Below are 26,848 nucleotides of genomic sequence, written 5' to 3'. Positions count from 1 at the left end.
CACCGGACCACGCTGCCAACGCCGCGCCCGACGGCGCCACGCGCTCGGTGAAGGCCTGGAAACCGCGCAGCAGGTGACGGCTGACCGGTGCGAACTCCACCCACCTGACTTAAGTAGTGGGCCAAGAGGGTTACTTACGAGTAATCGCTCTTCCTTGTGAAGGCCTCACCTGGTGTGATTTTCCCATCGGTTCTGTCACAAAGGAGTGGCCCATGGGGGTTCCGATCCGTACCGCGCGACGCTTTCTCCTGCGGCTGACCACAGCACTGGGTGCCGTCGCCCTGTCCACCCTCGGCGTCGTGGGCACCGCTCATGCCGCCGGGGCCGTCTACGCCGCGCTCGGCGACTCCTACTCCTCCGGGGTCGGGGCCGGCAGCTACGGCAGTTCCGGGAGCTGTTACCGCAGCTCGAACGCCTACGCCCAGCTGTGGACCAACGCCCACGCCGGCACGGCGCTCACGTTCCTGGCCTGTTCCGGCGCGAAGACGCCGGACGTCATCAGCCAGGCCAATTCGATCCCCGCCAACGCGACCCTGGTCACCGTCACCGTGGGCGGCAACGACGCCGGCTTCACCGACGTGATCCAGACCTGCACCCTCGGCAGCGACGCGGACTGCACCAACCGCGTCAACACCGCGAAGACCTACGTCAACAACACCCTCCCGGCGCTGCTGACGAACACCTACAACGCGATCAAGGCGAAGGCGCCGGGCGCGCGGCTCGTCGTCCTGTCCTACCCGCGCTTCTACACCGTGCCCGGCTCCTGCTGGGTCGGGCTGAGCGACACCAAGCGCACCGCGATCAACTCGGGCGCCGACACGCTGGCGTCGGTGACGGCGTCGCGCGCGGTGGCGGCGGGCGCGACGTTCGTCGACGTCCGGTCGGCGTTCACCGGCCACAACATCTGCTCCTCGGCCGGCGACTACCTGCACAGCCTCACCTGGCCGGTCATCGAGTCGTACCACCCGACGGCGGCCGGCCAGTCCGGCGGCTACTACGCCCCGCTCCGGGGTGCCATCGGCTGAACCCGGTCCCCTCCGGTCGTGAAGGCCATCCCGGTGCGTCCGGGGTGGCCTTCACGGCGTCCGGGCGACTGGACAGTCAGGTTAGCGGTCGCTAACATCGGGACGGAGGTTAACGACCGCTAACTTCGAGGGAGCCCATGGACACGCCGGCTCTGGGGACGTCTGCTGCCCCGGACAGCGAGGCTTACGCCCGCAACGCCACATCCCACGCGGAGCTGGTCGAAGACCTCCGCAAACGCCTCTCGAGCGCCCGCCTCGGCGGCCCGGAGAAGTCGCGCACCCGGCACGTCGAACGCGGCAAGCTGCTCCCGCGCGACCGCGTCGACACGCTGCTGGACCCGGGTTCGCCGTTCCTCGAGCTGTCGCCGCTGGCCGCGAACGGACTGTACGACGACGAAGCGCCGTCGGCGGGCATCATCACCGGGATCGGGCGCGTCTCCGGACGCGAGTGCGTGATCGTCGCCAACGACGCCACCGTCAAGGGCGGCACGTACTACCCGATGACGGTGAAGAAGCACCTGCGCGCCCAGGAGGTCGCGCTCCACAACAACCTGCCGTGCGTCTACCTGGTGGACTCCGGCGGCGCGTTCCTGCCGCGGCAGGACGAGGTCTTCCCGGATCGTGAGCACTTCGGCCGGATCTTCTACAACCAGGCGACGATGTCCGCGCGCGGCATCCCGCAGATCGCCGCGGTGCTCGGCTCCTGCACGGCGGGCGGCGCGTACGTCCCGGCGATGAGCGACGAGGCCGTGATCGTCCGGAACCAGGGCACGATCTTCCTCGGCGGCCCGCCGCTGGTGAAGGCCGCGACCGGCGAGGTCGTCACGGCCGAGGAGCTGGGCGGCGGCGACGTCCACTCGCGCCAGTCCGGCGTCACCGACCACCTGGCCGACGACGACGCGCACGCGCTGCGGATCGTCCGCTCGATCGTCTCGACGCTCGGGCCGCGCACGCCGCGTCCGTGGGACGTCCTGCCGACCGAGGCGCCGGCCGTCGACCCCGACGAGCTGTACGGCGTGGTGCCGACCGACTCGCGCACGCCGTACGACGTGCGCGAGGTGATCGCGCGGATCGTCGACGGCAGCCGGTTCGGCGAGTTCAAGAAGGAGTACGGCGCGACGCTGGTCACCGGGTTCGCCCGGATCCACGGCCACCCGGTCGGCATCGTCGCGAACAACGGCGTCCTGTTCGCCGAGTCCGCGATGAAGGGCGCGCACTTCATCGAGCTGTGCGACAAGCGCTCGATCCCGCTGCTGTTCCTGCAGAACATCACCGGCTTCATGGTCGGGCGCGCGTACGAGGCCGGCGGCATCGCCAAGCACGGCGCGAAGATGGTCACCGCGGTGGCCTGCGCGCGGGTGCCGAAGCTGACCGTCGTGATCGGCGGCTCGTTCGGCGCCGGCAACTACTCGATGTGCGGCCGGGCGTACTCGCCGCGGTTCCTCTGGATGTGGCCGAACGCGCGGATCTCGGTGATGGGCGGCGAGCAGGCGGCGTCGGTCCTCTCGACGGTCCGCCGCGACTCCATCGAGGGGCGCGGCGGCGAATGGTCCACAGAGGACGAAGAGACGTTCAAGGACCCGATCCGCGAGCAGTACGAGGCGCAGGGCAGCCCGTACTACTCCACCGCGCGGCTGTGGGACGACGGCGTCATCGACCCGGCCGACACCCGCACGGTCCTCGGCCTCGCGCTCTCGACCGCGGCGAACGCTCCCTTGTCCGATGTCAACTACGGCGTCTTCCGGATGTGATCATGTTCGACTCAGTGTTGGTCGCGAACCGTGGCGAGATCGCGGTGCGGGTCATCCGCACGCTGCGCGACCTCGGCATCCGCGCCGTCGCCGTCTACAGCGACGCCGACGCCGAAGCGCGGCACGTCCACGAGGCGGACACCGCCGTCCGGATCGGGCCCGCCGAAGCCGCTCGCAGTTACCTCTCCATTCCGACCATTGTGGACGCCGCCGTGTCTTCGGGCGCGCAGGCGGTGCACCCGGGGTACGGCTTCCTGGCGGAGAACGCCGCGTTCGCGCGGGCCTGCGAGGACGCCGGACTGGTGTTCATCGGCCCGCCGGTCGCCGCGATCGACGCCATGGGCGACAAGATCCGCGCCAAGGCGACGGTGTCGAAGGCCGGTGTCCCGGTCGTGCCCGGAGCGTCCGATGTGGACATCCCGGCCGGCGGGTTCGCCGCGGCCGCGGCCGACGTCGGGTACCCGCTGCTGATCAAGCCGTCCGCCGGTGGTGGCGGCAAGGGCATGCGGCTGGTGCACGCTCCCGATGAGCTGGACGAGGCCATCGAGTCGGCGCGGCGCGAGGCCAAGAGTTCCTTCGGCGACGACACCCTGCTGATCGAGCGGTTCGTCACGACGCCGCGGCACATCGAGATCCAGGTCATGGCCGACACGTTCGGGCACGTGATCCACCTCGGTGAGCGCGAGTGCAGCCTGCAGCGGCGGCACCAGAAGATCATCGAGGAGGCGCCGTCGGTGCTGCTCGACGAGGCGACCCGCGACAAGATGGGCACGGCGGCCGCCGAGGCGGCGCGCTCGGTCGGCTACGTCGGCGCGGGCACGGTCGAGTTCATCATGTCGGCGCACAACCCGGACGAGTTCTTCTTCATGGAGATGAACACCCGGCTGCAGGTCGAGCACCCGGTCACCGAGCTGGTCACCGGTCTCGACCTCGTCGAGTGGCAGGTCCGCGTCGCGGCCGGTGAACGGCTTTCCGTTGCGCAGTCGGACGTTTCCCTGCGTGGCCACGCCGTCGAAGCGCGGGTGTACGCCGAGGACCCGGCGCGCGGGTTCATCCCGACCGGCGGCACGGTGCTGGCGGTGCACGAGCCGTCCGGTGACGGCGTGCGCGTCGACTCCTGGCTGGCGCCGGGCGCGGTGATCGGCTCGAACTACGACCCGATGCTGGCCAAGGTCATCGCCTGGGGCCCGGACCGCGCGGCCGCGTTGCACCGGCTCGACCGGGCGCTGGCCGACACGGCGGTGCTGGGCGTCGGCACGAACACCGCGTTCCTGCGGGGCTTGCTGGCCGACGAGGACGTTCGGTCCGGACGTCTCGACACCGAACTGGTCGACCGCCGTCTGTCCACATTGGTCTCTTCGGACGTGCCGGCGGAGTTCTTCGTCGCGGCCGCGTTGGACCGCCTGCTGGAGCTGCAGCCGTCGGGATCCGTTGTGGACCCGTGGGACGTCCCGGACGGCTGGCGGATGGGCGCGGCCGGCGGCGTGACGTTCCGGCTGAAGTCCGGCCAGACGTCGGCCGTGGTGCGGGTGGAGGGCACGCCTTCCGCGGCGACCGTCTTCGTCGACGACGCGGCGCCGGTGCTCGTCTCGGCTCGTCGTGACGGGTCCCTTCTGGAGGTTCGTCAGGGCGGCGTGTTCCACCGGTACCGGCACGCGTCCGGTCCTGATCGGACGGTGTGGCTGGCTCGCGACGGTCAGAGCTTTCCGTTCGGGGAGCAGGAGTTCGTGCTGTCGTCACGCGGCGAGGCCGCCGGCGCCGGGCCGGTCGTCAGCCCGATGCCGGGCACCGTGCTCGTCGTCAAGGTCGCCGCGGGTGACGTCGTGCGTGCCGGGACGCCGTTGCTGGTCGTCGAGGCGATGAAGATGGAGCACACGGTCACCGCGCCGATCGACGGCGTCGTCAGTGAACTTCCCGTCCGGGCCGGCCAACAGGTCGCGCTGGACGAAACCCTTGCCGTAGTGACGCCCCAAGAGGAGCAGCCGTGATCGACTTCCGCCTGGACGAGGAATACGAGTCCCTCCGCAAGACGGTCGAGGACTTCGCGCACGCCGAGGTGGCGCCGGTGATCGGCGCGCTGTACGAGAAGGAAGAGTTCCCGTACGAGATCGTCGCGAAGATGGGCGAGATGGGCCTGTTCGGCCTGCCGTTCGCGGAGGAGTTCGGCGGCATGGGCGGCGACTACTTCGCGCTGTGCCTGGCGCTGGAAGAACTCGCCCGCGTCGACTCGTCGGTCGCGATCACGCTGGAGGCGGGCGTTTCCCTCGGCGCGATGCCGATCTACCGCTTCGGAACGCAGGAGCAGAAGGAAAAGTGGCTGCCGTCGCTGTGCGAGGGCACGGCCCTGGGCGGCTTCGGCCTGACGGAGCCGGGCGGCGGTTCGGACGCGGGCGCGACCCGCACGCGAGCACGTCAGGACGGTGACGACTGGGTCGTCAACGGCAGCAAGGCGTTCATCACGAACTCGGGCACGGACATCACCCGCCTCGTCACGGTCACCGCCGTGACGGACGTGATGGAGAACGGCCGCAAGGAGATCTCGGCGATCCTCATCCCGTCGGGCACGCCGGGCTTCGAGGTCGCGCCTAAGTACTCGAAGGTCGGCTGGAACTGCTCGGACACGCACGAACTGTCCTTTTCGGACGTCCACGTCCCGCTGGCGAACCTGGTCGGCACGCGCGGCCGCGGGTACGCCCAGTTCCTGTCCATTCTGGACGAAGGCCGCGTCGCGATCGCCGCGCTGTCGGTGGGCCTGGCCCAGGGCTGCGTCGACGAGTGCTTGGGCTACGTGAAGGACCGCGTCGCGTTCGGCAAGCGCATCGGCGAGTACCAGGCGATCCAGTTCAAGATCGCCGACATGGAGGTCCGCACCCACACCGCGCGCCTGGCGTACTACCAGGCGGCGTCGAAGATGCTGCGCGGCGAGCCGTTCAAGAAGGAAGCGTCGATCGCCAAGCTGGTGGCCTCGAACGCGGCGATGGACAACGCGCGCGACGCAACCCAGATCTTCGGTGGCTACGGCTTCATGAACGAGTACCCGGTGAGCCGCTTCTACCGCGACGCCAAGATCCTGGAGATCGGCGAGGGCACGAGCGAGGTCCAGAAGATGCTGATCTCCCGCCACCTCGGCGTCGGCTGAGCTGCTCGCCTTCGCCGAAGCACGCCCGCGCGTCCGCCCGGTCCGGTAAACAGGGGGCATGGACAACATCGTCATCCGATCGGGTGACTCCGGGGACGTCGACATCCTGCTGCGCTTCTTCGACGAAGCCGTCGAGTGGCTGGTCGCGCGGGGCAGCTCGAAGCAGTGGGGGACCGAGCCGTGGAGCGGCGTTCCGAAGCGGGTCGAGCGCGTCCAGGGCATGGCCGCCGATCCCGGGCTGCGGATCGCGATGGTCGAAGGTCAGGCCGCGGGCGCGCTGATCGTCTCCGAGGACCACGATCCGCACGTGCCCGCCGTCGACGAGCGTGAGCTGTACGTGCGGCTGCTGATCACCTCCCGGCGCTTCACCGGGCAGCGCGTCGGCGGGCGGCTCGTCGAGTACGCGCTCGACGAGGCCAAGCGCCGCGGCATCGACCTCGTGCGCGTCGACTGCTGGGCCGGCGGTGACGGCGACCTGCAGCGCTACTACGAGAGCCAGGGCTTCAAGCCGACCGTGCGGTTCGACGTCGACGGCTGGACCGGTCAGGTGCTGGAGCAGCGCGTGGGGTAGCGCGATCGCGGCCGGCGAGCGACACTGTTGACGCGTTGCCAACAGACGAAGGAGTCGCCGTGGCCGAGCATCTCGCGGGCAAGGTCGTCGTCATCACCGGCGGCGGGCAGGGGATCGGCGCGGCGACCGCGTCGGCGCTCGCCCGGCTGGGCGCACAGGTGGTGATCGGCGACCTCGACCAGGTCCGGGCCGAGAAAACGGCCGGTGAGCTGGGTGCGGACGCGCTGCCGCTGGACGTCACCGACATCCGCGGTTTCACCGGGTTCCTCGACGAGGTCGAACGCCGGCACGGCCGCATCGACGTGCTGATCAACAACGCCGGGATCATGCCGCTCGCCGGCCTCGAAGAGGAGAGCGACGCGACGACCCGGCGGCAGCTCGAGATCAACCTGCACGCCGTCATCCACGGCACCCGCGAAGCGATGAAGCGGATGCGGCCACACCGCAGCGGGCACATCGTCAACGTCGCGTCGTTCGCCGGCAAAGCGGGCTTTCCGGGCGCGGCGACGTACTGCGCGACCAAGCACGCCGTCGTCGGGCTGTCCGAGGCCGTGCACCTGGAGCTGCACGGCTCCGGCGTGCACGTCTCCTGCGTGATGCCCGCGATCGTGCGGACCGAGCTCGCGAGCGGCCTCGGCGAGGCGAAGCTGTTCAAGTCCGCGAGCCCGGCAGACGTCGCCGACGCCATCGTCGCCGCGCTGCGGAAGCCGAAGTTCGACGTCTTCGTGCCCCGGTCACTGGGTCCTATGGGCAAACTCACGGGACTGCTGCCGCGCCGGGCCGCCGAACTGCTCGCGCGGACGTTGAAAGCGGATCGGCTTTTGGCTTCAGCGGCCCATTCCCCGGCCCGTGCGGCGTACGAAGCGCGGGCCGCGGAGAGCGCTCCCGGGGCGGGCCCGGAGTAACTCGGACGGCCCAACGACTGTCCGAATTGGACGTGCTTGCGGGGTGCTTGCAGGTGTGGTGATGTTGAGCCGCGCGCGTCCGCACTGGCAAGATTGCCTGGAATCCCCGGGGGACATCCAGGAGGCAAGAGAATGGCTTCACCGCCCGCACGGCTGGCCGCCGCGGCGTCGAACGTGGTCGGCAAGGTGCTGCACGGCGGGGTCGCCGATCTCCGCCCGATGCCGCGGGTACTGATCGACCAGGGCCCGAACCGCTCGGTGTACCGGATGACGCACAGCAGCCGTCCGGTGTCGGGGCCGCCGATCCTGCTGGTGCCGCCACTGGCCGCGCCGGCGATCTGCTTCGACCTGCGCCGCGGCTGCAGCCTCATCGAGCACCTCGTCGAGGCCGGCCGCAACGCCTACCTCGTCGACTACGGCATGGTCGCGTTCTCCGACCGGCGCCTGGGCATCGAGCACTGGATCGACGAGGTGCTGCCGCGCGCGATCCGCAAGGTCAGCGCCGACAACGGCGGCCAGGCTGTGCACCTGGTGTCGTGGTCGCTCGGCGGCATCTTCTCGCTGCTGGTGAACGCCGACCAGCCGGACCTGCCGATCGCGTCGATCACGGCGATCGGCTCCCCGGTGGACTTCACGGCGATCCCGATCGTCGCCCCGTTCCGCCCGCTGGTCGACCTGACGGGCGGCCACCTGCTGACGCCGATCTACCGCGCGTTCGGCGGCGCACCGTCCTATTTGGTCAGCCGGGTGTTCAAGGCGACGGGCATCAGCAAGGAGATCACGAAGCCGATCGCGATCCTCAAGAACCTCGACGACCGGGACTACCTGGCCCAGATCGAGGCGGTGGACCACTTCATGGACAACATGTACGCCTACCCGGGCCGCACGTTCGGCCAGCTGTACCACCGCCTGTTCCGCACCAACGACCTGGCGGAGGGCAAGGTGGACCTCAACGGCCGGGTGATCTCGCTGTCGACGGTGAAGGTCCCGACACTGGTGGTGGCGGGCCAGAACGACACGATCGCGCCCCAGGCGTCGGTGGAGCGCGTGGTGGAGCTGCTGGACAACGCGCCCGAGGTCCGCTTCAAGACCGCGCCGGGCGGGCACCTGGGCGTCCTGACCGGCCGCAAGGCGCGCGGCACGACGTGGCGCTACCTCGACGAGTTCCTCGACGACCGGATCGCCGCCGGCTCAGCCGACTAGGTCGAGGTCGAACGGTTCGGCCGCGCTGTAGCTGACGTCCGCCCACACCGCGCCCGGCAGCTCGTAACGCCGGTGCGACGTCAGCTTCGGGTCGTAACCCGGCTGCTGCGCGGGGTCGTGGCCGACGCCCGCGTGGTCCGAACCCCACGCGAGGATGCCCGGCACCCACATCGGCTTCGCGGAGCCGTCGTCGCCCAGCCGCGGCCGGACGACGATCGCCGAGCCCGGGCTGCCGGACAGGAAGACGCGCACCGTGTGCGCACCCGCGTCCGGCGGCGTGACCGTGATGCGTTCCAAGATTTCGACTCCTGTCGTGCCGGGTGCGCCGGTGGTGGCGCGCTGGCGGAGCCAGCCGGTGTCGATGCCGGCCGGGTCGATCTTGCGGCCGGGTGGCACGCAGACGTCCTTGTGCCCGGCGTAGCGCTCGACGCCGCGGGACATGTAGCGCAGCAGCGCGGCGACGAGCTTCGGGTAGGCGTCGCGCTGCGCGTCGGTCCAGCCGCCGTTGCCCGCGGACTCCGCTTCGATGCCGAGGAACTCGTCGTTCAGGTCGAGGAACCCGAGCCAGCGGGACGGGCCGGCGTGGTAGGCGCAGCCGGCGGCGACGACGTAGATCGTGCCGCTGCGGCCGAGGCCGAGGTTGCACAGCGGCCCGGCCAGGTCGGGGCGGCCGCGGGTGACGAGGTCGAGGGAGGGGTAGTCGCCCGGCGCGGAGTCGGCGGTGGCGGTGTGGTGCCCGACGACCCCTTCGACGACGCGCATGCCGCCGTGGCCACGGGTCTGCCACCCGGCGACCTCGACGACGGGGTAGCCGGTGCTGCGGGCGGCGTCGACGAGCCAGGGGACGTACACGGTCAGCCCTCCAGCGCGTCGTAGGCGCCGGAGTCGGCTTCGGTGTCGGACGAGTCGTGCGCGGCGATCCGCGCGGCGAGCGCGGCCCGAGCTTCGTCGAGGGTCTTCGGGTTCTGCCGCCCGGAATCCCACCCCTCGGCGGCCCACTCCTCGGGCGTCTTGATCGGAGTGGTGTCACCGGGCTCGTACACCACGGCGTCGTCGGTCCTGGCAGGTTCGGTCAAGGTCGGCCTCCGCGGGCGAGCGTACCGGAGGCCGACCGCCGGCGACCTACTTCAGCTGAGCACTCGTCTTCCCCAGCACCCGCCGAGCCACGATGAGCTGCTGGATCTGCTGGGTCCCCTCGAAGATGTCGAGGATCTTCGCGTCCCGCGCCCACTTCTCGAGCAGCGACTCCTCGCCGTAAGCCCCGGTCAGCTCGACGCACTTCAGCGCGATGTCCACCACCGAACGCCCGGCCTTGGCCTTCGCCATCGACGCCTGCAGGGAGTTCGGCTTGCGGTTGTCCGCCATCCACGCCGACTCCAGCGTCAGCAGGTACGCCGACTCGTAGTCCGCTTCCAGGCGCAGGAACTCCGCGGCCGCCGCGTGCTGGGTGTGGGCCGGGCGGTCGTAGTCGATGACCACGCCCGCGTCGGTGAGGATCCGGCGCGTCTCCTCCAGCGCCGCCCGCGCGACGCCGATCGCCATCGCCGCCACCAGCGGGCGGGTGTTGTCGAACGTCTGCATGACGCCCGCGAAACCCTTGGCCGTGTCGATCTCCGGCGTGCCCAGCAGGTTCTCCGCGGGGACGCGGCAGTTCTCGAAGCGCAGCACCGCGGTGTCCGACGCGCGGATGCCGAGCTTGTGCTCGACGCGCACCACCTCGAAGCCCGGCGTGCCCTTCTCGACCACGAACGACTTGATCGCCGCGCGGCCCTTCGTCTTGTCCAGCGTCGCCCACACCACGACCGCGTCCGCGCGCTCGCCCGACGTCACGAAGATCTTCTCGCCGTTGAGGATGTAGTCGTCGCCGTCGAGACGCGCGGTCGCCGTGATCGCGGCCGAGTCCGATCCGCACGACGGCTCGGTGATCGCCATCGCCGCCCACAGCCCGGAGAAGCGCTTGAGCTGCTCGTCGGTCGCGACCGAGCCGATCGCCGCGTTGCCCAGGCCCTGCCGCGGCATCGACAGCAGCAGGCCGACGTCACCCCAGCACATCTCGATCGTGCCGAGGACGACGTTCAGGTTGGCGCCGTTGCGGTTGCCCTTCTTGGCGTCGTCGGAACCGGAACGCCGGACGCCCGCCGCCCCGGCGCCGCCTTCGCCGGACGAGTTCAAGCCGTCCAGCAGCGCCGCGAACATGTCCAGCTCGGCGGGGTAGGTGTGCTCCGCGCGGTCGTACTTGCGCGAGATCGGCCGGAACACCTCGGCCGCGGCCTGGTACGCCTGGTTGATCAGCGCGCCGGCCTTCTTGGGAGCTTCCAGGTTGATCATCGGTTCAAAGCCCTTTCCTAAAGAAGGACGGCGCCTTCCATGACGCCGATGGCCCGCAGGTCCCGGTACCAGCGCTCGACCGGGTGCTCCTTGACGAAGCCGTGCCCGCCGAGCAGCTGCACGCCCGCGTTGCCGATCTGCATGCCCTTGTCCACGGCCAGCTTCCGGGCCAGCGCGACCTCGCGGGCGTAGGACTTGCCCTGCTCGGCCCGGGACGCGGCGCGCAGCGTGACCAGCCGCAGCCCCTCCAGCTCGATCGCGATGTCGGCCACCGAGAACGCCACGGCCTGCCGGTGGCTGATCGGCTCGCCGAACGCCGTCCGGTCGTTGACGTAGGGCACGACGTAGTCGAGGACGGCCTTCGCGGTGCCGGTGGCCAGCGCCGCCCAGCCCAGCCGCGAGAGCCGGACGAGCTCGGTGAAGACGTCGAGCTTGCCGCCGCCGAGCAGCGCGCCCGCCGGCAGTGCGACGCTCGAAAGGTGCAGCTTGCCGGTCGCGGCGCCGCGCAGGCCCATGGCCGGCTCGGCCTCGATGGTCACGCCGGCGTTCGACGACTCGACGAGGAACAGCGCCGGGCCGCGGCCTTCGAGATCGGCCGAGACGATGAACAGCTCCGCCTGCGCCGCGCGCGGGACCAGCGACTTCACGCCGTCGAGCTGGTAGCCCTTGGGGGTGCGGCGCGCCTTCGTCGCGGGCTTGAACGGGTCGTACAGCGCCCGCTGCTCCTGCAGCGCGAGCGCCGCGGCGGGCACGTTCTCGCCGACGAACGCGGGCAGGTAGTCCGCTTGCTGCTGCTCGTCGCCCCAGCTGACCAGCGCGGTGCTGACCGCGGACGGCGCGAGCACCGCGACCGCGAGCCCGAGGTCGCCGTGCGCGAGGGCCTCCGCGACCAGCGCGTTGGTGACGACCGAGCGTTCGGTGCCGACGCCGCCCAGCTCCTCGGGGATGCCGACCAGGCTGATGCCCAGCTCGGCGGCCCGGCTCAGCAGGCCTTCCGGGGCTTCGAGCTTGGCGTCGGCGTCCGCGGCGGCCGGGCGCAGCTGCTCGGCGGCGAACTCCGTCACCGTCTCGACGATGAGCTGCTGGTCCTCGCTCGGCGTGAGGTCGAACAGCCCGGTGTCGGACGTCGGCGCGAGCCGGGCGGGCTTGCCCAGCTTCCGCACCGACGTGAACGACCGGGTCGCCGCGCCCGCGGCGCGGAAGCCGTTGCGCGTCCCCGCCGTGACCAGGCCTTCGATGGGCTTGCGCAGCCCGGCCCGATCCACGACCTTGCTCCCGGCCAGCCGGGTCAGCGCCGAAAGGCCCCAGCCCATCGCGTCCCGTTTCCTTGGCGCAGCCATGTGGCCCTCCATCCCGTTACCTACTCGTGAGTAGGTTAACGTGGGATGCGGCTCGGCGCCAGTGCGGGGTCACTTACGAGTGAGTCAGCCGGGCCGAGACGTCCCAGAGGGCGCGCGCGACGGCCGCGTCGCTGTCCGCGGGCCGCCGCCGGGCCGGCTTCGGCGTCTCACCGGATCGCCCGCCCGGGCCGAGGTAGGCGTTGCCCGGGACGTCCTCGGTCGCGGCGAAGAGCGTGGGCAGCGCGCCGTACTCCGTCTTCTTCTGCGTGATCAGCGGGTAGAGCGCCTTGACCACCACCGCCTGGACGCCGCCGGCGTGCCGGTCGAGCCCGGTCCGCGCGACGCCCGGGTGCGCCGCGACCGCCAGCACCTTGCTGCCGGCTTCGGTGAGCCGGCGCTGCAGCTCGAGCGTGAACAGCAGGTTCGCCAGCTTCGACTGGCCGTACGCGCGCATCGGCGAGTAGCGGCGGCGTTCCCAGTTCAGGTCGTCCAGCTCGATCTTGCCCGTCCGGGACAGGCCGGACGCCACGGTCACGACGCGTCCGGTCAGGTGCGGCAGCAGCAGGTTCGTCAGCGCGAAGGGCCCGAAGTGGTTGACGGCCATGTGCGTCTCGAAGCCGTCGACGGACTTGCCGTACGGCACGGCCATCACGCCCGCGTTGTTGACGAGCACGTCGAGATCGCCGGACCAGCCGTCGGCGAACGCGCGCACGGAAGCCAGGTCGGCGAGGTCGAGGCGGCGGACCTCGGTGTCGCCGGGCGGCGGCGTGACGCGGGCGGGGTCGCGCACGGCGAGCACGACGTGCGCGCCGCGGGCGGCCAGGTCGCGGGCGGTGATGGCACCGAGGCCGCCTGCGGCACCGGTGACGACGAAGGTGCGGCCGGAGAGTGAAGTGGTCATGCGCTCAGCGTCGCCGCGACGGGCGGGCCGTGGCAGAGCGCGTCGAACGGGGGATCGGCGATCCCTGGCACGCCCGGCGGAAGTGCCGATAATCGAGGGTGTGGACCGACCCGAACTCGCCGACTTCCTGCGCCGCCGTCGTGAGGCACTGAGCCCGGAGGACGTCGGGCTGCCACCGGGGCAGCGTCGTCGTACCGCCGGGCTGCGCCGCGAGGAGGTCGCGACGCTCTCGGGCATGTCCACCGACTACTACACGCGGCTGGAGCAGCAGCGCGGGCCGCGGCCGTCGGAGCAGATGCTCGTCGCCATCGCGCGCGGCCTGCGCCTGTCCCTCGACGAGCGCGACCACCTGTTCCGCCTCGCCGGCCACACCGCGCCGACGCGGGTTTCGCGCAGCGACCACGTCAGCCGGCCGTTGATGCGCGTGCTGGACCGGCTGCACGACACCCCCGCCCAGGTGATGTCGAACCTCGGCGAGACGCTCGTGCAGAACCAGCCGGCCAAGGCGCTGCTCGGCGACGAGACCGGCTACACCGGGCCCGCGCGCAGCGCCGTCTACCGCTGGTTCACCAACCCGGACGAGCAGCTGATCTACCCGGCGGCCTACCGCCCGCGGCACGCCCGGTTCCTGGTGGCGAACCTCCGGACGGCCAGCGGCACCGACGCCCGGGCCACCGAGCTCGCGCGGCTGGTCCGGGCGAAGAGCGCGGAGTTCGCCGAGCTGTGGGACGCGCACGAGGTCGGGGTGCCGTCGGAGCGGCGCAAGACGATCGTCCACCCGAACCTGGGCGAGATCGACCTCGACTGCCAATTGCTGTTCACCGACGACCTCGCGCAGGTGCTGCTGGTGTTCACGGCTACCCCCGGCACCGAGGACGCCGAGAAGCTCCAGCTCCTTTCGGTCGTCGGCCCGGAGCTGCTCGAGTCGTCATGAGTGCTCGGCGTGCACCTGCTTGCGCCACTCCGCGAACTGCAGGCGTTCGAAGGCGATGAGCGCGAGCACGACCGCGGCGACGATCAGCACCAGCACGGCGGCGGGCACGTGTTCCAGCAACGGCGTCGCCGCGACCAGCAGGACCGCGATGACCAGGCGCTGGTGGTTCCAGCTGCCGAGGTTGCGCTTGCGCAGGGAGCTCAGCGCGATCAGGTAGAGCGCGAGCCCGCCGGTCAACGTCCAGGCCGGCACGCCGTGCAGCGCTTCGCCGGGCGCGTGGTGCTCGGTGTCGGCGACGTAGAGGAGCGCCTTCTTCAGGCCGAGGGCGACCAGCACGATCCCGGCGATCAGCGGCAGGTGCAGGAACGTGTAGGAGTCGGTGGCGAGCTTCGCGCGCTCGCGCCCGGTCGCCCGCGTCAGCCGGTGCTCGGACACGCGCGCGACGACGTCGAAGTACGTCCACCACATGCCCGCGGCCAGCGCGAGCCCGCACACGGCCGCCCCGGTGACCGGCCACGACATCGGCAACGCCCCGATCCCGATGCCGATCGCGACGATCGACTCCCCGAGCGCGATGATCACGATCAGCCCGAACCGCTCGGCGAAGTGCGCGGGCGAGTTCAGCCGCCAGCCGTCGGGCCCGGTGAGGTAGACGTTGAGGTAGTCGACGAGCAGCGCGACCACCCAGAGCCCCAGCTGCCACGGCCCGCTCAGCGCCGTCGCCACACCGAGCAGGATGACGCTCGGCAGCAGTCCGACGAACATCCGGAGCAACACGCGCTTCAGCCCGGGATCATGCCGCGCGGCGCCCAGGTAGGCGACGAGGTGCAGCAGCCGCACAAGCGCGTAGCAGACCACGAACAACACGGGCGCGAACAACCCGCCGGGATGATCGACAAAGGCCTCGGGAATGGTGAGCGAGACGAGGAACATCACGGCCATCGCCCCGAACATCGCGAGCCGCGCGATCCCGTGGTCGACGTGGATGGTGGTCCCGAGCCAGGCGTAGGAGCACCAGCACCACCACAGGACAGCGAGCATGGCCAGCCCCTGCCCGACCCCGAGCGGGCTCAGGTGGTCGGCCATCAGCTGGGTGGTCTGGGTGATGGCGTAGACGAAGACCAGGTCGAAGAAGAGCTCGATGGTCGAGACGCGGTGGTCCTCATCCGCTCACCAGGTGCAGGCGTCTCGTTGGCACGCCGAATTATGGCCAGTGCGGCCCGCTGACGTCCGCGTTTCGGGGTAACGCCCTGCGCGAACATGGCCGTGTGTGCATATGTCTGGGACACTGAGCGCGGGACGTGGGGAGGTGTCGTGCTACCGGATTCTGCCGCGCAACACCGGACGATCATGGCCGTCGACATCGCAGGCTACAACGACCCGAAGCGAGCAATGATCCATCGCCGGGCTGTGCACGAAGGATTCTGGGGCCTGATGCGTAGATCGTTCGCGGACGCAGGCATTCCCTGGGACGTCTGTTTCGTGGAGAACACCGGAGACGGCGCGATGATCCAATTGCCGGCACAGGTGGCAAAGGCGGATCTGGTCGCTGGGCTGCCGGACCGCATGCTCGCCGAGCTGCGCCGTTACAACGAGGTCCGCGCTGATGCCGCCGGCATAAGGCTGCGTGTGGCCATCCACGCGGGTGAGGTCTACGAAGGAAGCCACGGCACGGTTAGCGATGCGACGAGTTTCGCGTTCCGGCTGCTGGACGAGCAGCAGGTCAAGAGCGCTCTGAAGTCGTCGGGAGCACAGCTGGCGTTGATCGTTTCCGACACTTTCTTCCAAGACGTCGTCCGGGCGGACCCTGCCGCGGACCCCGGTTCCTATCGCCGCATAGCAGTTTCGGTGAAGGAAACGCATACCGAAGCCTGGCTGCGCCTGCTGGGCACCCTGGTGAAGGGGTACGCCGCCGCTGCCGCCGGCTCCGAGCTCGCGCTCAAGGTGGACTTTCCGGCACTGGTCGATGCCCTGCTCGCGGTGCCTTGCGTGCGTGACATCGAAGGCCGTCGGTTGCTGCTCGAGCAGCTTCCCCGGCGTGAAATCGCCGATGCTGTGCCCTACCATCCGGAGGATCGGTTGCACGTCATCGCTCTGGCTCGTACTTGTCAGCGGTTCGACAGTGGCCTGTCCGACCTGCTCGCGGCCGTGCGGACGCTCGAACCTGAATCACCCCAGGTACGTGAACTCGCCAAGATCATCGGCGGACTGCCCGGTGGAATCGGATGATCTTTGTCCAGGATTTGCCCTTTTGTCAGCGCGGCGAATAGGTAAACTCACGATCTTCGGGGCGCTTCGCGGGGGCGGGAGGTGGTTCGTCAGGTGGCTTCGCGGCGAGGCCGGGTCAATCTCGCGGCACGAAAAGCGCTGGTGGACGTGTTGGCCGCCGCCGGTTTCGCACACGACAAGGCGCGCCGTGCGCTCCTGGTCGGAGAGCTCGAGACGGTATTGGAGTGCCAGTTCACCTTTTCGGACCAGCTCGCCCCACGTGACGAGTTGCTCGAAGTGGTCAACGCGTGCGGCAGGCTCGAGGACGGCATGGAAGCGTTGGCGGACGTGTTCGAGTTGATGCGTCCGGGGACTCCGGAATGTGCGGAACTGCGCAGGCTGGTGTCTTCTCTCTGGTTGCGGGACGTCATCCCCGAAACGGAACAGGAACTGATCCGTGCCCGGCTGACCGGACTGGCGCCTCCGGGGCTCGCCGCGGCGGTGCGGCGGGCAGCCCGAGACGCTGCAGTGCCCCCGCCGCGGTACGAGGACGCCTGGATGGCGTTCTCCGATCTTGCCGACTTCAACGCGGCTCCCGAGGAACTGCCCCCTGCCCTGGTCTTCATCGAGCTGATCGGGGCGGAATGCGGCGGTCCGCTGGGTGCGGATCTGATCGAGTGGACCACCAGGCAGGCCCGTCGCCTTCGGCTCGACGGGGCGTTGCGGCGGTTGCGATCGGAGAGCCGTACCGCAGGCCCGGCTGGACGGCTGCATCTGGTGATAGCGATCGAACCGGACGGTATCGACGCAGGCCGGTATCAGATCTCTCCGTGGCGGCAGGACGATGCTGGGCAGTGGCCGCCGCCGCGGGGTGAGATTCGGTTCGTCTGTGCGGACGACCTGGAGGACGAGATCGGTGACCTCGTAGGCGTGGCGGAAGAGTACTGGGCAGGCGTGGCGTCGGAGGTAGCCATCGAGTTCGTGCTGCCTAGGGCGTTGCTCAACCTGCCGGTGCATTCCTGGTCGACTGACCGCCGTTCGGGTGATCCCAGTCCGCTGTTCATCAGCTACCCGATCGTGATTCGTTCACTGGAGCGGTTGGAAACCCGTCAATGGCATCGGCGGTGGCGTTTGCGCTGGCGCGCGCTGGAGGCCGATCCATCCGTCGATCGAGTGTATTTCTGTCATGAGAAGGACACGGAGGAGCCACATCGGCTGGACTCGATCCTGAGTGACGACCAGTGGGTGATGATGGTGCTGACCGAGTCTCCGCCGGTCAGACCGGTTCCTGGGCAAGATCAACTGTTCGCGGCATTGCGGGCCGGATTGCCGATTCTCGTCTGGCACCCGACTGCCGGTGTGGAGGCCTTGCGCGAGGTGGTATCGTGGATCGTCGGTGCTAATGGTTTGGGAGAATTGCCGTACCGGACGCAACAAACACGGCAAGCAATTTTCTCAGACCTGTCGGTGCCGTTTGACACTGACATTCTCCGTGATCTGGTGGTGTTGTGGGACGACCCGGGTCGACTGGTCGGCGATACGTTCGATCGTCCTGCGCGGACATGAGTCGCCGATGACAGCGGTGGAACACCGCGATGGCGCACCGGCGTGGTGCATCTATCGCGGTACGGGGCATCCGCTGGAGGACATCGGGCTCGCTGAGCTGCTGCCACCGGCACCTCCTTGGCGCGTCTTCGACGGGGGCCCGTTGCCCGAAGCGGACGTCGTTCCCGAGGATGACGGTGAGATGGACCGGCGTCTGGGCCGCAGGCACCGGTCGGCGCTTCATGTCGACCCGCACGAAATCGAGATGGTCAACGCGGCGATCCATCTGCGTCGGCCCTTGCTGGTCACTGGCCGACCGGGCAGTGGCAAATCCAGCTTGGCATACCGAATCAGTCGCGAACTTCGCCTTGGGCGGGTGCTGCGCTGGCCGATTACCTCGAACACCACTCTCAAGTCCGGGCTCTACGACTACGACGCCATCGGGCGCGCGCAGGTGGCCGGCACCAGAGCGGTCGGCCATTCGCCGTCCGGTGGGGTGTCGGATGAGTCGCCGATCGGTGATTTCCTGCGCCTGGGCATGTTGGGCACGGCCTTCCTGCCGCGTCGTCTGCCGAGAGTGCTACTCATCGATGAATTGGACAAATCGGACTCCGACCTGCCGCATGACCTCCTGAGTCTTTTCGAGGACGGCGAGTTCGTCATCCCCGAGCTGGCTCGTGCCGCGCGCCGGACGCCCGAGATCGACGTCTTCACCGCCGACCAGGATCAGACCGCCGAAGTGGCCGGCGGCCGGGTCAGGTGTGCTGCCTTCCCCATCGTGGTGATCACGAGCAATGGCGAACGGGAATTCTCACCGGCCTTCCTGCGCCGTTGCCTCACGTACAAGACGAAGACCCCGACGGCGGAGCAACTGGCGGCCATGGCGGCGGCACACGCCCTCGACCCGGACAATGAGCACCGGTCTCGGCTGGTCGAGGAGTTCGTCGAAGCGAGCAAGGCCAAAGGGGCCCCGCCGGCGGACAAACTACTCGACGCCGTGTACCTGGCGACTTCAGGCGCTTACCAAAAGGATGGTGAGTCGTGGCGACGCGTGGTCGGTGCGCTTTGGCAGCAGCTCACGTCGCCGGAGTCTTGAGATGGCGGGTGGACCGGCCGGCGTTCCGGACGCCCCGCAGCTGACTTCCCGTGAACTCGCCGACGGACTGTGGCTCGCCGCGGTGATGCAGGGCGCTGTTCCGAACTTCGGACAACGCGATGACCAGGTGACGAGGGAACTTGAGAGGGATCTTTCCGCTGTCGAACCTGCTCTGACACCTGAGTCCACCGAGCCCGACACAGTATTCCCGCCGCCGGACCCCGGTGTGGAATCCGAGTCTCCCGACGAGGGTGGGGCACGGCACGACGTCGTACTGAAGGACGCCGAACCGGATGACGAGATGTCCACGGAGGCGGGGGAGGATGAGGCGCCGAGCCCAGCACCGTGGGTGCCCATCGCATTCGCGCCGTCCAGCAGGGGCCAGTGGCAGGTCTCGGACGCAGGCATCGCGACGTTGCCCGACGCAGCTGAATTCGTCCGGTCGTTACGGCCCCTCAAGCGGCTGGTCAAGTCCCGACGCCCGGACGATCTTGAACTCGATGAAGATCGTACCGCCGAAGAAGCGGCGGAGACCGGGCGCTGGTGGCCGGTCACCCGGCAAAAACGGCGGAAGTGGCTCGATTTGACGCTGGTGATCGACGCGGCGCCATCACTGGCTCTTTGGAAACCGACAGTGAACGCGTTCATCAGCCTGCTGGAACGACTCGGCGCGTTCCGGTCGATCCAGGTTCGCATGCTCGACACGGGAAAGGCGGGGCAGGCCGAGGACGGCACGGTTATCGAGCCGGAGCTGCACGGGGGCACGCTCGAAACACCCGCTCGCGGCGCCGCGGAGGTTCTGGACTCGTCCGGACGTCGGCTGATGCTGGTGGTGACCGATGGCGTTTCCGATGCCTGGCGAAATGATCTCGTCTCACCGATCCTCGCGGACTGGGCCCGCGCGATGCCGGTGGCCGTGTTGCATCTGTTGCCGCAGCGACTCTGGCCGCGAGGCGGTCTCGACGTGCACCGCGCGGTCCTTGCCACATCCGGGCCGTTGCGAGCAAATCGGCACTACGGGCTCGAACTCCCCGACAACTGGGTGGACCCCGACCGTTCGGCGGAGCTCGTCGCGGGCTCGGTGCCTGTGCCGGTCCTGGAATTCAAACCGCGATGGTTGCATTGGTGGGTCGGACTGGTCACCGGGAGCGGTGAAGAACGGCGTACGGCCAAGGTCTTGCTCGCTCGGAACCGGCCGGTTCCGCTCCGCGAAACGGAACTGGAGCGGGAAGAGACCTTCGACCCGTCGCCAAGAGACCAAGTGAAACGCTTTCACAGTCAAGCCTCTCCGCCGGCGTATCGGCTGGCGACGCTCTTGGCCGCCGTGCCGGTCACGGTCGGCGTAGCGCGGACGCTGCAGGCAGAACTCGTGCCGGACTCGGAGCCCGCACATCTGGCGGAAGTCTTCACCAGCGGGTTACTGGAGCAGACTGGCGGCGAGGGGCCTTGGGATGCTGTGAACTGGGACTTTCCGCATCAAGTCCGGGCAGTCTTGCTGAGTGGGGCACGTCGGTCGGAGACCGTACGGGCGGTATTGGCCGCGCGACGTTCTTTCGGTGTCCGCAGTGGGTTTCTCGCGCGATTGCGAGACGCCCTGGAGGATCCCGACAGTACTTCTGACCCCGCGCCCGAACCGGGAACAGCCGACGAAGTCGCCCTTGAACGGGCTGTCATGGCCGCGCTGTCCGGCCCGTACCTTTCACGCGCAGCTCGGCTTGACGCTATCGAAGCAGAGGCCGGCGCTGAACAGCAAGGCCCCACTCGGGTATCCACATTAGACTCTAATATCGAACCGGTGAGTGACACGATGTCCCAGGCGCCCGACCGGATCGCCGGTCTTCCGAGCGACCCTGCTGCCCTTGCCCCGACCAACTCCCCCGTTCCGGACGGCCGACCGGATTCCGGCGAGGGTGGCACGGTGAGCCCTGCGCGCGCCGTGTCCAGCGTGGCGTCGACGGCGCGGCATGAGCGGCCGTCCAGTGATGAGAACCCTCCGGTCTGGGGAAAGATACCGGCCAAGAACCTCAATTTCACCGGCCGGGACGACTTGCTCGACCAGCTCGGCGAACGTTTGGGCGCGGGTACGACGGCTGTCCTGCCAGCTGCATTGCATGGCATGGGCGGTATCGGCAAAACGCAGATGGCGGTCGAGTTCATTTACCGTCACCTCCAGGACTACGATTTGGTCTGGTGGATCCAAGCCACCGAGGAGACCCAGATCAGATCGTCGTTGACCGAACTGGCCCAGCACCTCCGGCTGCCTGGCTGTGACGAGGCGATCACGGCCGTACCGGCGGTCCGGGAAGCACTCCGGCTCGGCCGGCCGTACCGGCGCTGGTTGCTGGTGTTCGACTCGGCGGAGAATCCGGATATGGCCCGCCGGTTCTTTCCGGTGAACGGACCCGGCGAGATCCTGGTGACGTCCCGCAACCCGGATTGGGCCGGGATCGCCCGGCCGCTCGAGGTCGCGGTCTTCGAACGCTCGGAGAGCCGGGACCTCTTGCGGCGCCGCGGGCCGGCGATTTCCGACAGTGATGCGGACCTGCTGTCCGAGAAGCTTGGCGACCTGCCGCTCGCCATCGCCCAGGCCGCCGCGTGGCGTGCGGAGACCGGGATGCCGGTGCAAGAGTATCTGCGACTGTTCGACGAAAAGGTCACTGAAGTCCTCAGCACTTCGGCACCGGCCGACTACGAGGTCTCGGTCGCGGCAGCGTGGAACGTCTCGTTCGACGAGCTGAGCCGGCGCAATCCCGCTGCCCACCAGCTGTTGCAGGTGTGCGCGTTCTTCGCGCCAGAGCCGATCGCGCGCAGCTTGTTCACCGGCGTGCGCGGCGTGGAAATCACCGCTGAGCTCGACGAAGCGCTGCGCGATCCGATGGAGCTGGGGCGTGCGATCCGCGACATCAACAAGTTCGGACTGGCGAAGATCGACCACGGTAACGACACCATCGTGTTGCACCGGCTTGTTCAGCTCGTGTTGCGCAATCGACTGAGCAGGCAAGACCGGGCTCACATGCGTCACGGTGCGCATATGCTTCTCGCGAATCTTGATCCCCGCGACCCGGCTTCTCCGAAGCATTGGCCTCGATACCAGATCTTGCTGCCGCACGTCTATTCCGCCGAATTGATCGGTTGTGATGACCGCTGGGTGCGTCAGCTGGTGATCAACCTTCTGAAGTTCCTGTACCACTGGGGCGACCACGAGGGCGCGCTCGCACTGGCGGACCAGACCGTGCGCGCCTGGTCTGTCCCGGACGCTGATGCGGATGTGCGCCCGGAGACCGATCTGCAGGTGCTGCAGGCGTCCGAGCGCCTCGGGTTCTACTACTGGGTCGTCGGGCGGTACACCGAAGCCGCTGAGGTCACGCAGCGAACGTTGGACCTGTACCTGGAGACTTTGGGCGCGGACGCGGAACAGACGATCAACGCGGAATTGACGGTGGCCCTGGTGCTGAAGGCCAACGGTGATTTCGCGGCCGCCAGGTCCCTTGGTGACCGGACCTACGTGAAGACCAGGGGTTTGTTCGGCGAAGACGATCCGATCACCCTAAACGCGGCGCATGACTTCGTTGTTTCGCTACTGCTGACGGGGGAGTACGAGGAGGCTCGCCGGCTCGCCCAGGAGACCTATGACCGCCGTGCGCAGATCCTCGGCTATGACCACGACGCGACCATCTCGACCCAGGTGTTGCTGGTCATCGCCCGGCGGGAGCTGGGAGAGTACCCGTGGGCGCGGATAGAGCAGGAGCGGATCGCCGAGCGAGCATTGAAGCTCTACGGCGAGAACAGCGTCGGAACGCTTCGACGTCGCTACCACCAGGCTGTCGCATGTCGGAAGGACGGCGACCACGAGGCAGCCTTGGCCTTGTCGGATGCGGCGCTCAAGCGGTTCCGGGAACGTTACGGCGACAAGCACCCGAATGCACTGGCTTGTGCTCTCGGGCACTCGATCGACCTGCGGCACGCCAAGGACTTCACCAAGGCGCGCGCACTGGGTGAGCAGGTGTTCAACCTGTACCGGGAGAGCGTGGGTGAGCAGCATCCCCACACGCTTTCGGCTGCGCTCGACCTGGGCGTGACCATGCGTCTCAGTGGTGACCCGGCCAGCGCGCGAGCCATTGACGAGCGTTCGCTCGAACAGCTGAGGACATTGCTCGGCGCGGACCACCCACACTCCATCGTGTGCGCGATCGACGTGGCGAGTGACCTGTTCGCCCTCGGCCGTGTCGAGGAGGCGGCGGCGATCGACGACGAGATGCTGACCCGGGCACGCCGCATTCTCGGCAAGGACCACCCGACCACTCTCGCCGCTCAACTCAACCGGTCCCTCGATCTGCGCGCCCAGGGTGACGACGGCGAAGCCGATGTGCTCTACCAAGACGTCATGGAGCGGTACCGGGCTGTTCTCGGGGAGACACACCCGGGCACGCTCAGCGCGTCTCGTGGCGTCCGCGCCGACTGCGACATCGACCCGATGCCGCTGTAGTCCCTTCGGTCAATGAGTGAACCGGCCGATCCACGCGGCGACCGTTTCGGGTGACGGTGCGTCGCGAGTTTCAGCGCGGAGGCGACGATGCACCGCCCGGACGAGTTCCGGGCGGTGCATCAACGCCCGGGCGGCCGGGCTGGTGCCTCGCGTGGAGAGCGCGAGGCCGAGGCCAACCAGAGCGGACGGGCTGTCAGGTGCCTTGCTCAGCTCGGCCCGGTAGCCGGCGATCGCCGCTTCGGTTCGTCCTGCTGCGTAATCGAAGTCAGCGGAGCTCGCGCCCCTGACGGACGACCAGTTCGTGGCCAGCCGGTGGGCGCCGTCAGGACTCAGTCGCAAGCGGACGAGGTCGGCCCGGGCGTCGGGCCACGTTCCGTCCGGCACCGGGGTCGGGCTTTCGGGTTCGAGCAGTCGTGTCACATTCGGACGGGTGTGGTCGGCTCGCCACGCTCGGACGAGTTCCGTGACGGTAGCGGGGATCGGTCGCAGGTGCCGAACCCGCCAGCCCGCGTAGTGGTCGGACGCGATGGCTGCCGCCCACGCTGCCGGGCCAGGGGCGATCGGGTCTTCTTGCCAAGGGCCGAGCCGATCAGTGACGCCGTCGAGGAATCTGCGGCCGGCGTCGGTCAAGGCGGTATCCCGTCTGACCACCCGCAAGGTGTTCCAAGTCGCGCCCCGCCACAGTGCGAATTCGAACGCGGCCAGCTCATTGTTCGGGTCGGCCGAAGTCAATCGCCGCCAGAGGCCGGTCACTCCGAAAAAGGCGTAGATGCCGTGCAGAACTCCGGCGATCGGCCGAGGATCGTCTCGCCAAGGCGCGTAAAGCCGCTCCCGAGGGTCGGCGGTGGTAAAGGCCGTCAGGTGTTGGAGACCGCCCAAACGGATGTGGTGGAATTCGTGCACTAGTGCTGCGGCAAGGGACGCGGGATCCTCTGAATGGGCGATGATCGCACTGCCGAAGGCTTCACCACTGGACGCGCTCGGCTGGCGGAACGGCACCGCGGGCGCTGGTACGAGTGAATCGAGGCCGTCCGGGAGCGCGTCGGCCACCTCGGGCAGGTGCCGGACGAGCAAGTCCCACGCGCCACCAAGCACGGTGCGCCAGGATTCAACTTCTTCGATGGTGAGCCGCCGCGGGGGAACAGGTTCGTAGAGTCCGCGGTACGGGTCCAGATCGTCGAGCCGAACGGACAGCCTGTGACCCTCGGTTTGCGCCGTGGCTTCGCGGATCCCCGACCATCCGGGCACATCGATCGACCGGTCTGCCGGCAGCAATACACGTGAATACCAGTTCTCCACTGTGACTTCACCGTCGCGACTGTGAACTTCGGCGACGGAGAACGGCTCATCCGTCGCGAGGTGAGCCATGCCGAGGGTTGGCAGGGATACGTTGCCCTGCCACACCGGAACGTCGATGTCGAACTGCAGCCCGGCGTGTACGGCTGCGGCCGCAGCCAAGCAGTGCACGTGCCCGACGTGGACCCAGATCGGGCAGACACCCGTGACCTGCTGGTGGAACAATCGCGTCGTGTAGCCGGCCCAAGTTCCCGTGTACGGGTGCGCGAGAGTCAGTTCCAGTGCTTCAGGAGCGGCGTGCTGCACTCGAGCGAGCAATTCCCAGGCGGATTCCGGTGACGAAAGAGGGCCGAATCGATCGTGGCTCTTGCTCGCGATGTCAATCAGGCCACGCAACAAGAGCAACCGTCTGCTGCGCTCGGCTGCCCGCAGTTTTCGCACGGGTCCCGGACCACCTTCGCCGCGGGCGAGGGCGTCGAAATCGGACCAGGGAAGGTGATGCGGCGCCAGCTCCGGCGCGTGTTCGTCTCGCTCGGGGTTTTCGATGAGCACAGCAGACCTCGTCAATCGAGCCGTTTCGCGCCTTGGCTTCCACTCGCTGTCACTTGGATATGGGACACGCGTTCCACGGCGTGTCGCAACGCGGTTCGCATCCGGTTGCCGTCGAGCGTGCGCAGCCTCGTCAGTGACACGGAGCCGAGGTCGAGGAGTTCCGATTCGATTCCCATGTCCCCGTCGGTCCCCGGTGACTGCATCAGAAAATCCCCTCTCGCAGGGAGAACGGACCCCGTCGGCCCGTCCGCATTGTCTCGCATTTTTCGCCGTTGCGACAGGGACGGACGTCGTGCGTCGATCAGGCGACGGCGAGGATCGTGTGCAGCAGCGTCGTCAGTTCGGCCTCGAAGTGGGGGCGGGTCGACAGCCGACGGGTGCGGGCCAGGTCGTTCGCGATGGTCAGGGCCGCGTGGACCGTGATCTTTGCTTCTCGTGGCGGCAAGGACGGGTGAACCACGGATAGCAGCGTGACCCACTGGGCCACGTAATCACGCTGTACCCGCAGGAGGTCGGCTTTGTCGCGGTCCGGCATCGTCACCCGGTCTGCCGAGAACGAGACCAGCAGCTCCGGCGTGTGCAGAATCGTGCGGACGTACGACGCCGCCAAGCGGCGTAGTGCCGTCGGCTCGTCGGGGGCCTGTAGTGCTTGCTCTGCCGCCAAGGCCAGGCGGTCGGCCGCTCGGTGGCCGATCGCGACCATCAGGGCCGCCTTGCTCGGGAAGTGGCGGTAGACGCTCGGGCCGGCTATGCCCGCCGCCGCTCCGATGTCCTCCATGCTCACGTCGTGGAAGCCGCGCTGGGCGAACAGGGCCGTGGCCTCCGCCAGGACCTGCTCTCGGCGGGACGGCGTACCCAAGCGCAAGGAAGGTGTCTCCGAAGGCGTGGAGACGGGCAACGGGAGTGTGGCGTTCAGCACACCGAGGGCCAGCTCGACCAGCAGCTGGGCGAAGCGGCGGCGGGCCACGGCGGTGTGGTGGACCGACACGCTGCCGAACACCGACAGCGCCGCCCAGCACAGCAGCTCTGCGTCTTCGGCCGGCAGATCCGGGCGCTGGACCAGCAGCGCCTTCGACCACGACGCCAGCGCCAGCGTCGACCTGCGGGCGATCTCCCGCTGGTCTTCTTTTGGGAGGTGACGGCCTTCCCAGCGCCACAGCGCCGCGATCTCTCGGCGCTCGACGGCCTGGGCCGCGAGCCGCGTGAGCAGGTCTTCCAGCTGGTCAACGGGCGGAACCGAGTCCGACAGCGCCGAAGCCGTCGCGGCCTCCAGGTCCTCGAAACCGCTCAGGACGACGTACGCGAGGATCGCCTGCTTGTCCGCGAAGTGCCGGTACAACGCCGGGCCGGTGACGCCCGCCGCGTCCGCTATGTCCTTGATGCCGACCCCGGGGAAGCCGCGCGCGCGGAACAGCCCGGCGGCGACCGCGGCCAGCTGGGCCTTGCGGTCGCGCGGTCGCGCGGCACGTACGGAGTCGGTCATGGTGAGTCGACGATAGCGGCTAACGGCACAACGGCAACCCATTGACACCATGGGGTTATCCGGAGATATGTTAATGGCCATTAGC

19 protein-coding genes and 1 pseudogene are annotated in these 26,848 nt (G+C 68.8%); 12 read left to right on the top strand and 8 right to left on the bottom strand.

Annotated features, from left to right (window positions below; translation table 11 throughout):
• Window positions 1-212 precede the first annotated feature (212 nt).
• From OHS58_RS29525 to OHS58_RS29495, 7 genes are all read left to right on the top strand, one after another.
• Window positions 213-1,025 (top strand): SGNH/GDSL hydrolase family protein, encoded by an 813-nt coding sequence (locus tag OHS58_RS29525; RefSeq protein ID WP_442792234.1) that lies wholly within the window; start codon window positions 213-215, stop codon window positions 1,023-1,025.
• Window positions 1,026-1,162: 137 nt separating this feature from the next.
• Window positions 1,163-2,776 (top strand): carboxyl transferase domain-containing protein, encoded by a 1,614-nt coding sequence (locus OHS58_RS29520; protein ID WP_328644721.1) that lies wholly within the window; start codon window positions 1,163-1,165, stop codon window positions 2,774-2,776.
• Window positions 2,777-2,778: 2 nt separating this feature from the next.
• Window positions 2,779-4,764 carry an acetyl/propionyl/methylcrotonyl-CoA carboxylase subunit alpha gene (locus tag OHS58_RS29515; RefSeq protein ID WP_328644720.1) on the top strand — a complete coding sequence of 662 codons (1,986 nt, stop codon included), beginning with the start codon at window positions 2,779-2,781 and terminating at the stop codon, window positions 4,762-4,764.
• The gene (locus OHS58_RS29510; protein ID WP_247057353.1) at window positions 4,761-5,915 is read left to right on the top strand and encodes an acyl-CoA dehydrogenase family protein; all 1,155 of its coding nucleotides are present in this window, start codon (window positions 4,761-4,763) and stop codon (window positions 5,913-5,915) included. The genes OHS58_RS29515 and OHS58_RS29510 overlap by 4 nt, the downstream gene beginning before the upstream one ends.
• 58 nt (window positions 5,916-5,973) lie before the next feature.
• On the top strand, window positions 5,974-6,486 hold the full coding sequence (locus OHS58_RS29505; protein WP_328644719.1) for a GNAT family N-acetyltransferase: 513 nt from the start codon (window positions 5,974-5,976) through the stop codon (window positions 6,484-6,486).
• A 59-nt stretch (window positions 6,487-6,545) separates the two neighbouring features.
• Window positions 6,546-7,391 carry an SDR family oxidoreductase gene (locus OHS58_RS29500; protein ID WP_328644718.1) on the top strand — a complete coding sequence of 282 codons (846 nt, stop codon included), beginning with the start codon at window positions 6,546-6,548 and terminating at the stop codon, window positions 7,389-7,391.
• 132 nt (window positions 7,392-7,523) lie between these two features.
• Window positions 7,524-8,594 carry an alpha/beta fold hydrolase gene (locus OHS58_RS29495; protein ID WP_247057346.1) on the top strand — a complete coding sequence of 357 codons (1,071 nt, stop codon included), beginning with the start codon at window positions 7,524-7,526 and terminating at the stop codon, window positions 8,592-8,594.
• On the opposite strand, the gene OHS58_RS29490 is transcribed toward OHS58_RS29495, so the two are convergent.
• The 5 genes from OHS58_RS29490 to OHS58_RS29470 all read right to left on the bottom strand — a co-directional run bounded on the left by OHS58_RS29490 (window position 8,583) and on the right by OHS58_RS29470 (window position 13,163).
• Window positions 8,583-9,446 carry a peptidoglycan recognition protein family protein gene (locus tag OHS58_RS29490; RefSeq protein WP_328644717.1) on the bottom strand — a complete coding sequence of 288 codons (864 nt, stop codon included), beginning with the start codon at window positions 9,444-9,446 and terminating at the stop codon, window positions 8,583-8,585. The two genes, OHS58_RS29495 and OHS58_RS29490, sit on opposite strands and share 12 nt — an antisense overlap.
• A gap of 2 nt (window positions 9,447-9,448) precedes the next feature.
• Complete coding sequence (locus tag OHS58_RS29485) at window positions 9,449-9,670, bottom strand: hypothetical protein (protein ID WP_326944227.1); 222 nt, start codon at window positions 9,668-9,670, stop codon at window positions 9,449-9,451.
• A 46-nt stretch (window positions 9,671-9,716) separates the two neighbouring features.
• On the bottom strand, window positions 9,717-10,922 hold the full coding sequence (locus tag OHS58_RS29480) for an acyl-CoA dehydrogenase family protein (protein ID WP_326958034.1): 1,206 nt from the start codon (window positions 10,920-10,922) through the stop codon (window positions 9,717-9,719).
• 17 nt (window positions 10,923-10,939) lie between these two features.
• On the bottom strand, window positions 10,940-12,235 hold the full coding sequence (locus OHS58_RS29475; protein ID WP_326960082.1) for an acyl-CoA dehydrogenase family protein: 1,296 nt from the start codon (window positions 12,233-12,235) through the stop codon (window positions 10,940-10,942).
• Window positions 12,236-12,335: 100 nt separating this feature from the next.
• On the bottom strand, window positions 12,336-13,163 hold the full coding sequence (locus OHS58_RS29470) for an SDR family NAD(P)-dependent oxidoreductase (protein ID WP_328644716.1): 828 nt from the start codon (window positions 13,161-13,163) through the stop codon (window positions 12,336-12,338).
• Between the two features lie 100 nt (window positions 13,164-13,263).
• Between OHS58_RS29470 and OHS58_RS29465 the strand changes: the two genes are divergently transcribed.
• Window positions 13,264-14,097, top strand: coding sequence for a helix-turn-helix transcriptional regulator (locus OHS58_RS29465; protein ID WP_326944224.1), 834 nt, complete (start codon window positions 13,264-13,266; stop codon window positions 14,095-14,097).
• On the opposite strand, the pseudogene OHS58_RS29460 reads toward OHS58_RS29465, so the two are convergent.
• Window positions 14,092-15,295: pseudogene (locus OHS58_RS29460) on the bottom strand (low temperature requirement protein A). The gene OHS58_RS29465 and the pseudogene OHS58_RS29460 sit on opposite strands and share 6 nt — an antisense overlap.
• 152 nt (window positions 15,296-15,447) lie before the next feature.
• On the opposite strand from OHS58_RS29460, the gene OHS58_RS29455 reads away from it, so the two are divergent.
• From OHS58_RS29455 to fxsT, 4 genes are all read left to right on the top strand, one after another.
• A complete protein-coding gene (locus tag OHS58_RS29455) occupies window positions 15,448-16,326 on the top strand; it encodes an effector-associated domain 2-containing protein (protein WP_328644715.1) in 879 nt (292 codons plus the stop codon).
• Window positions 16,327-16,407: 81 nt separating this feature from the next.
• Complete coding sequence (locus OHS58_RS29450) at window positions 16,408-17,871, top strand: VMAP-C domain-containing protein (RefSeq protein WP_328644714.1); 1,464 nt, start codon at window positions 16,408-16,410, stop codon at window positions 17,869-17,871.
• Between the two features lie 7 nt (window positions 17,872-17,878).
• Window positions 17,879-18,946 carry an AAA family ATPase gene (locus OHS58_RS29445; RefSeq protein WP_328644713.1) on the top strand — a complete coding sequence of 356 codons (1,068 nt, stop codon included), beginning with the start codon at window positions 17,879-17,881 and terminating at the stop codon, window positions 18,944-18,946.
• 1 nt (window position 18,947) lies between these two features.
• Window positions 18,948-23,432 (top strand): FxSxx-COOH system tetratricopeptide repeat protein, encoded by a 4,485-nt coding sequence (fxsT, locus tag OHS58_RS29440; protein WP_328644712.1) that lies wholly within the window; start codon window positions 18,948-18,950, stop codon window positions 23,430-23,432.
• A 9-nt stretch (window positions 23,433-23,441) separates the two neighbouring features.
• Here fxsT and OHS58_RS29435 read toward each other — a convergent pair whose 3' ends face one another.
• Both OHS58_RS29435 and OHS58_RS29430 read right to left on the bottom strand, forming a co-directional pair.
• Window positions 23,442-25,280, bottom strand: coding sequence for an HEXXH motif domain-containing protein (locus OHS58_RS29435; protein ID WP_328644711.1), 1,839 nt, complete (start codon window positions 25,278-25,280; stop codon window positions 23,442-23,444).
• A 301-nt stretch (window positions 25,281-25,581) separates the two neighbouring features.
• Entirely contained in the window at window positions 25,582-26,763 is a 1,182-nt protein-coding gene (locus OHS58_RS29430) for a TetR/AcrR family transcriptional regulator (protein ID WP_328644710.1), read from the bottom strand.
• Window positions 26,764-26,848: the final 85 nt, after the last annotated feature.

The organism is Amycolatopsis sp. NBC_00348 (assembly GCF_036114655.1).
In the GTDB taxonomy this organism is placed as follows: Bacteria; Actinomycetota; Actinomycetes; order Mycobacteriales; family Pseudonocardiaceae; genus Amycolatopsis.
The sequence above is the reverse complement of the archived record's forward strand: the minus strand, read 5'-3'. Positions and strand labels throughout refer to the sequence as shown.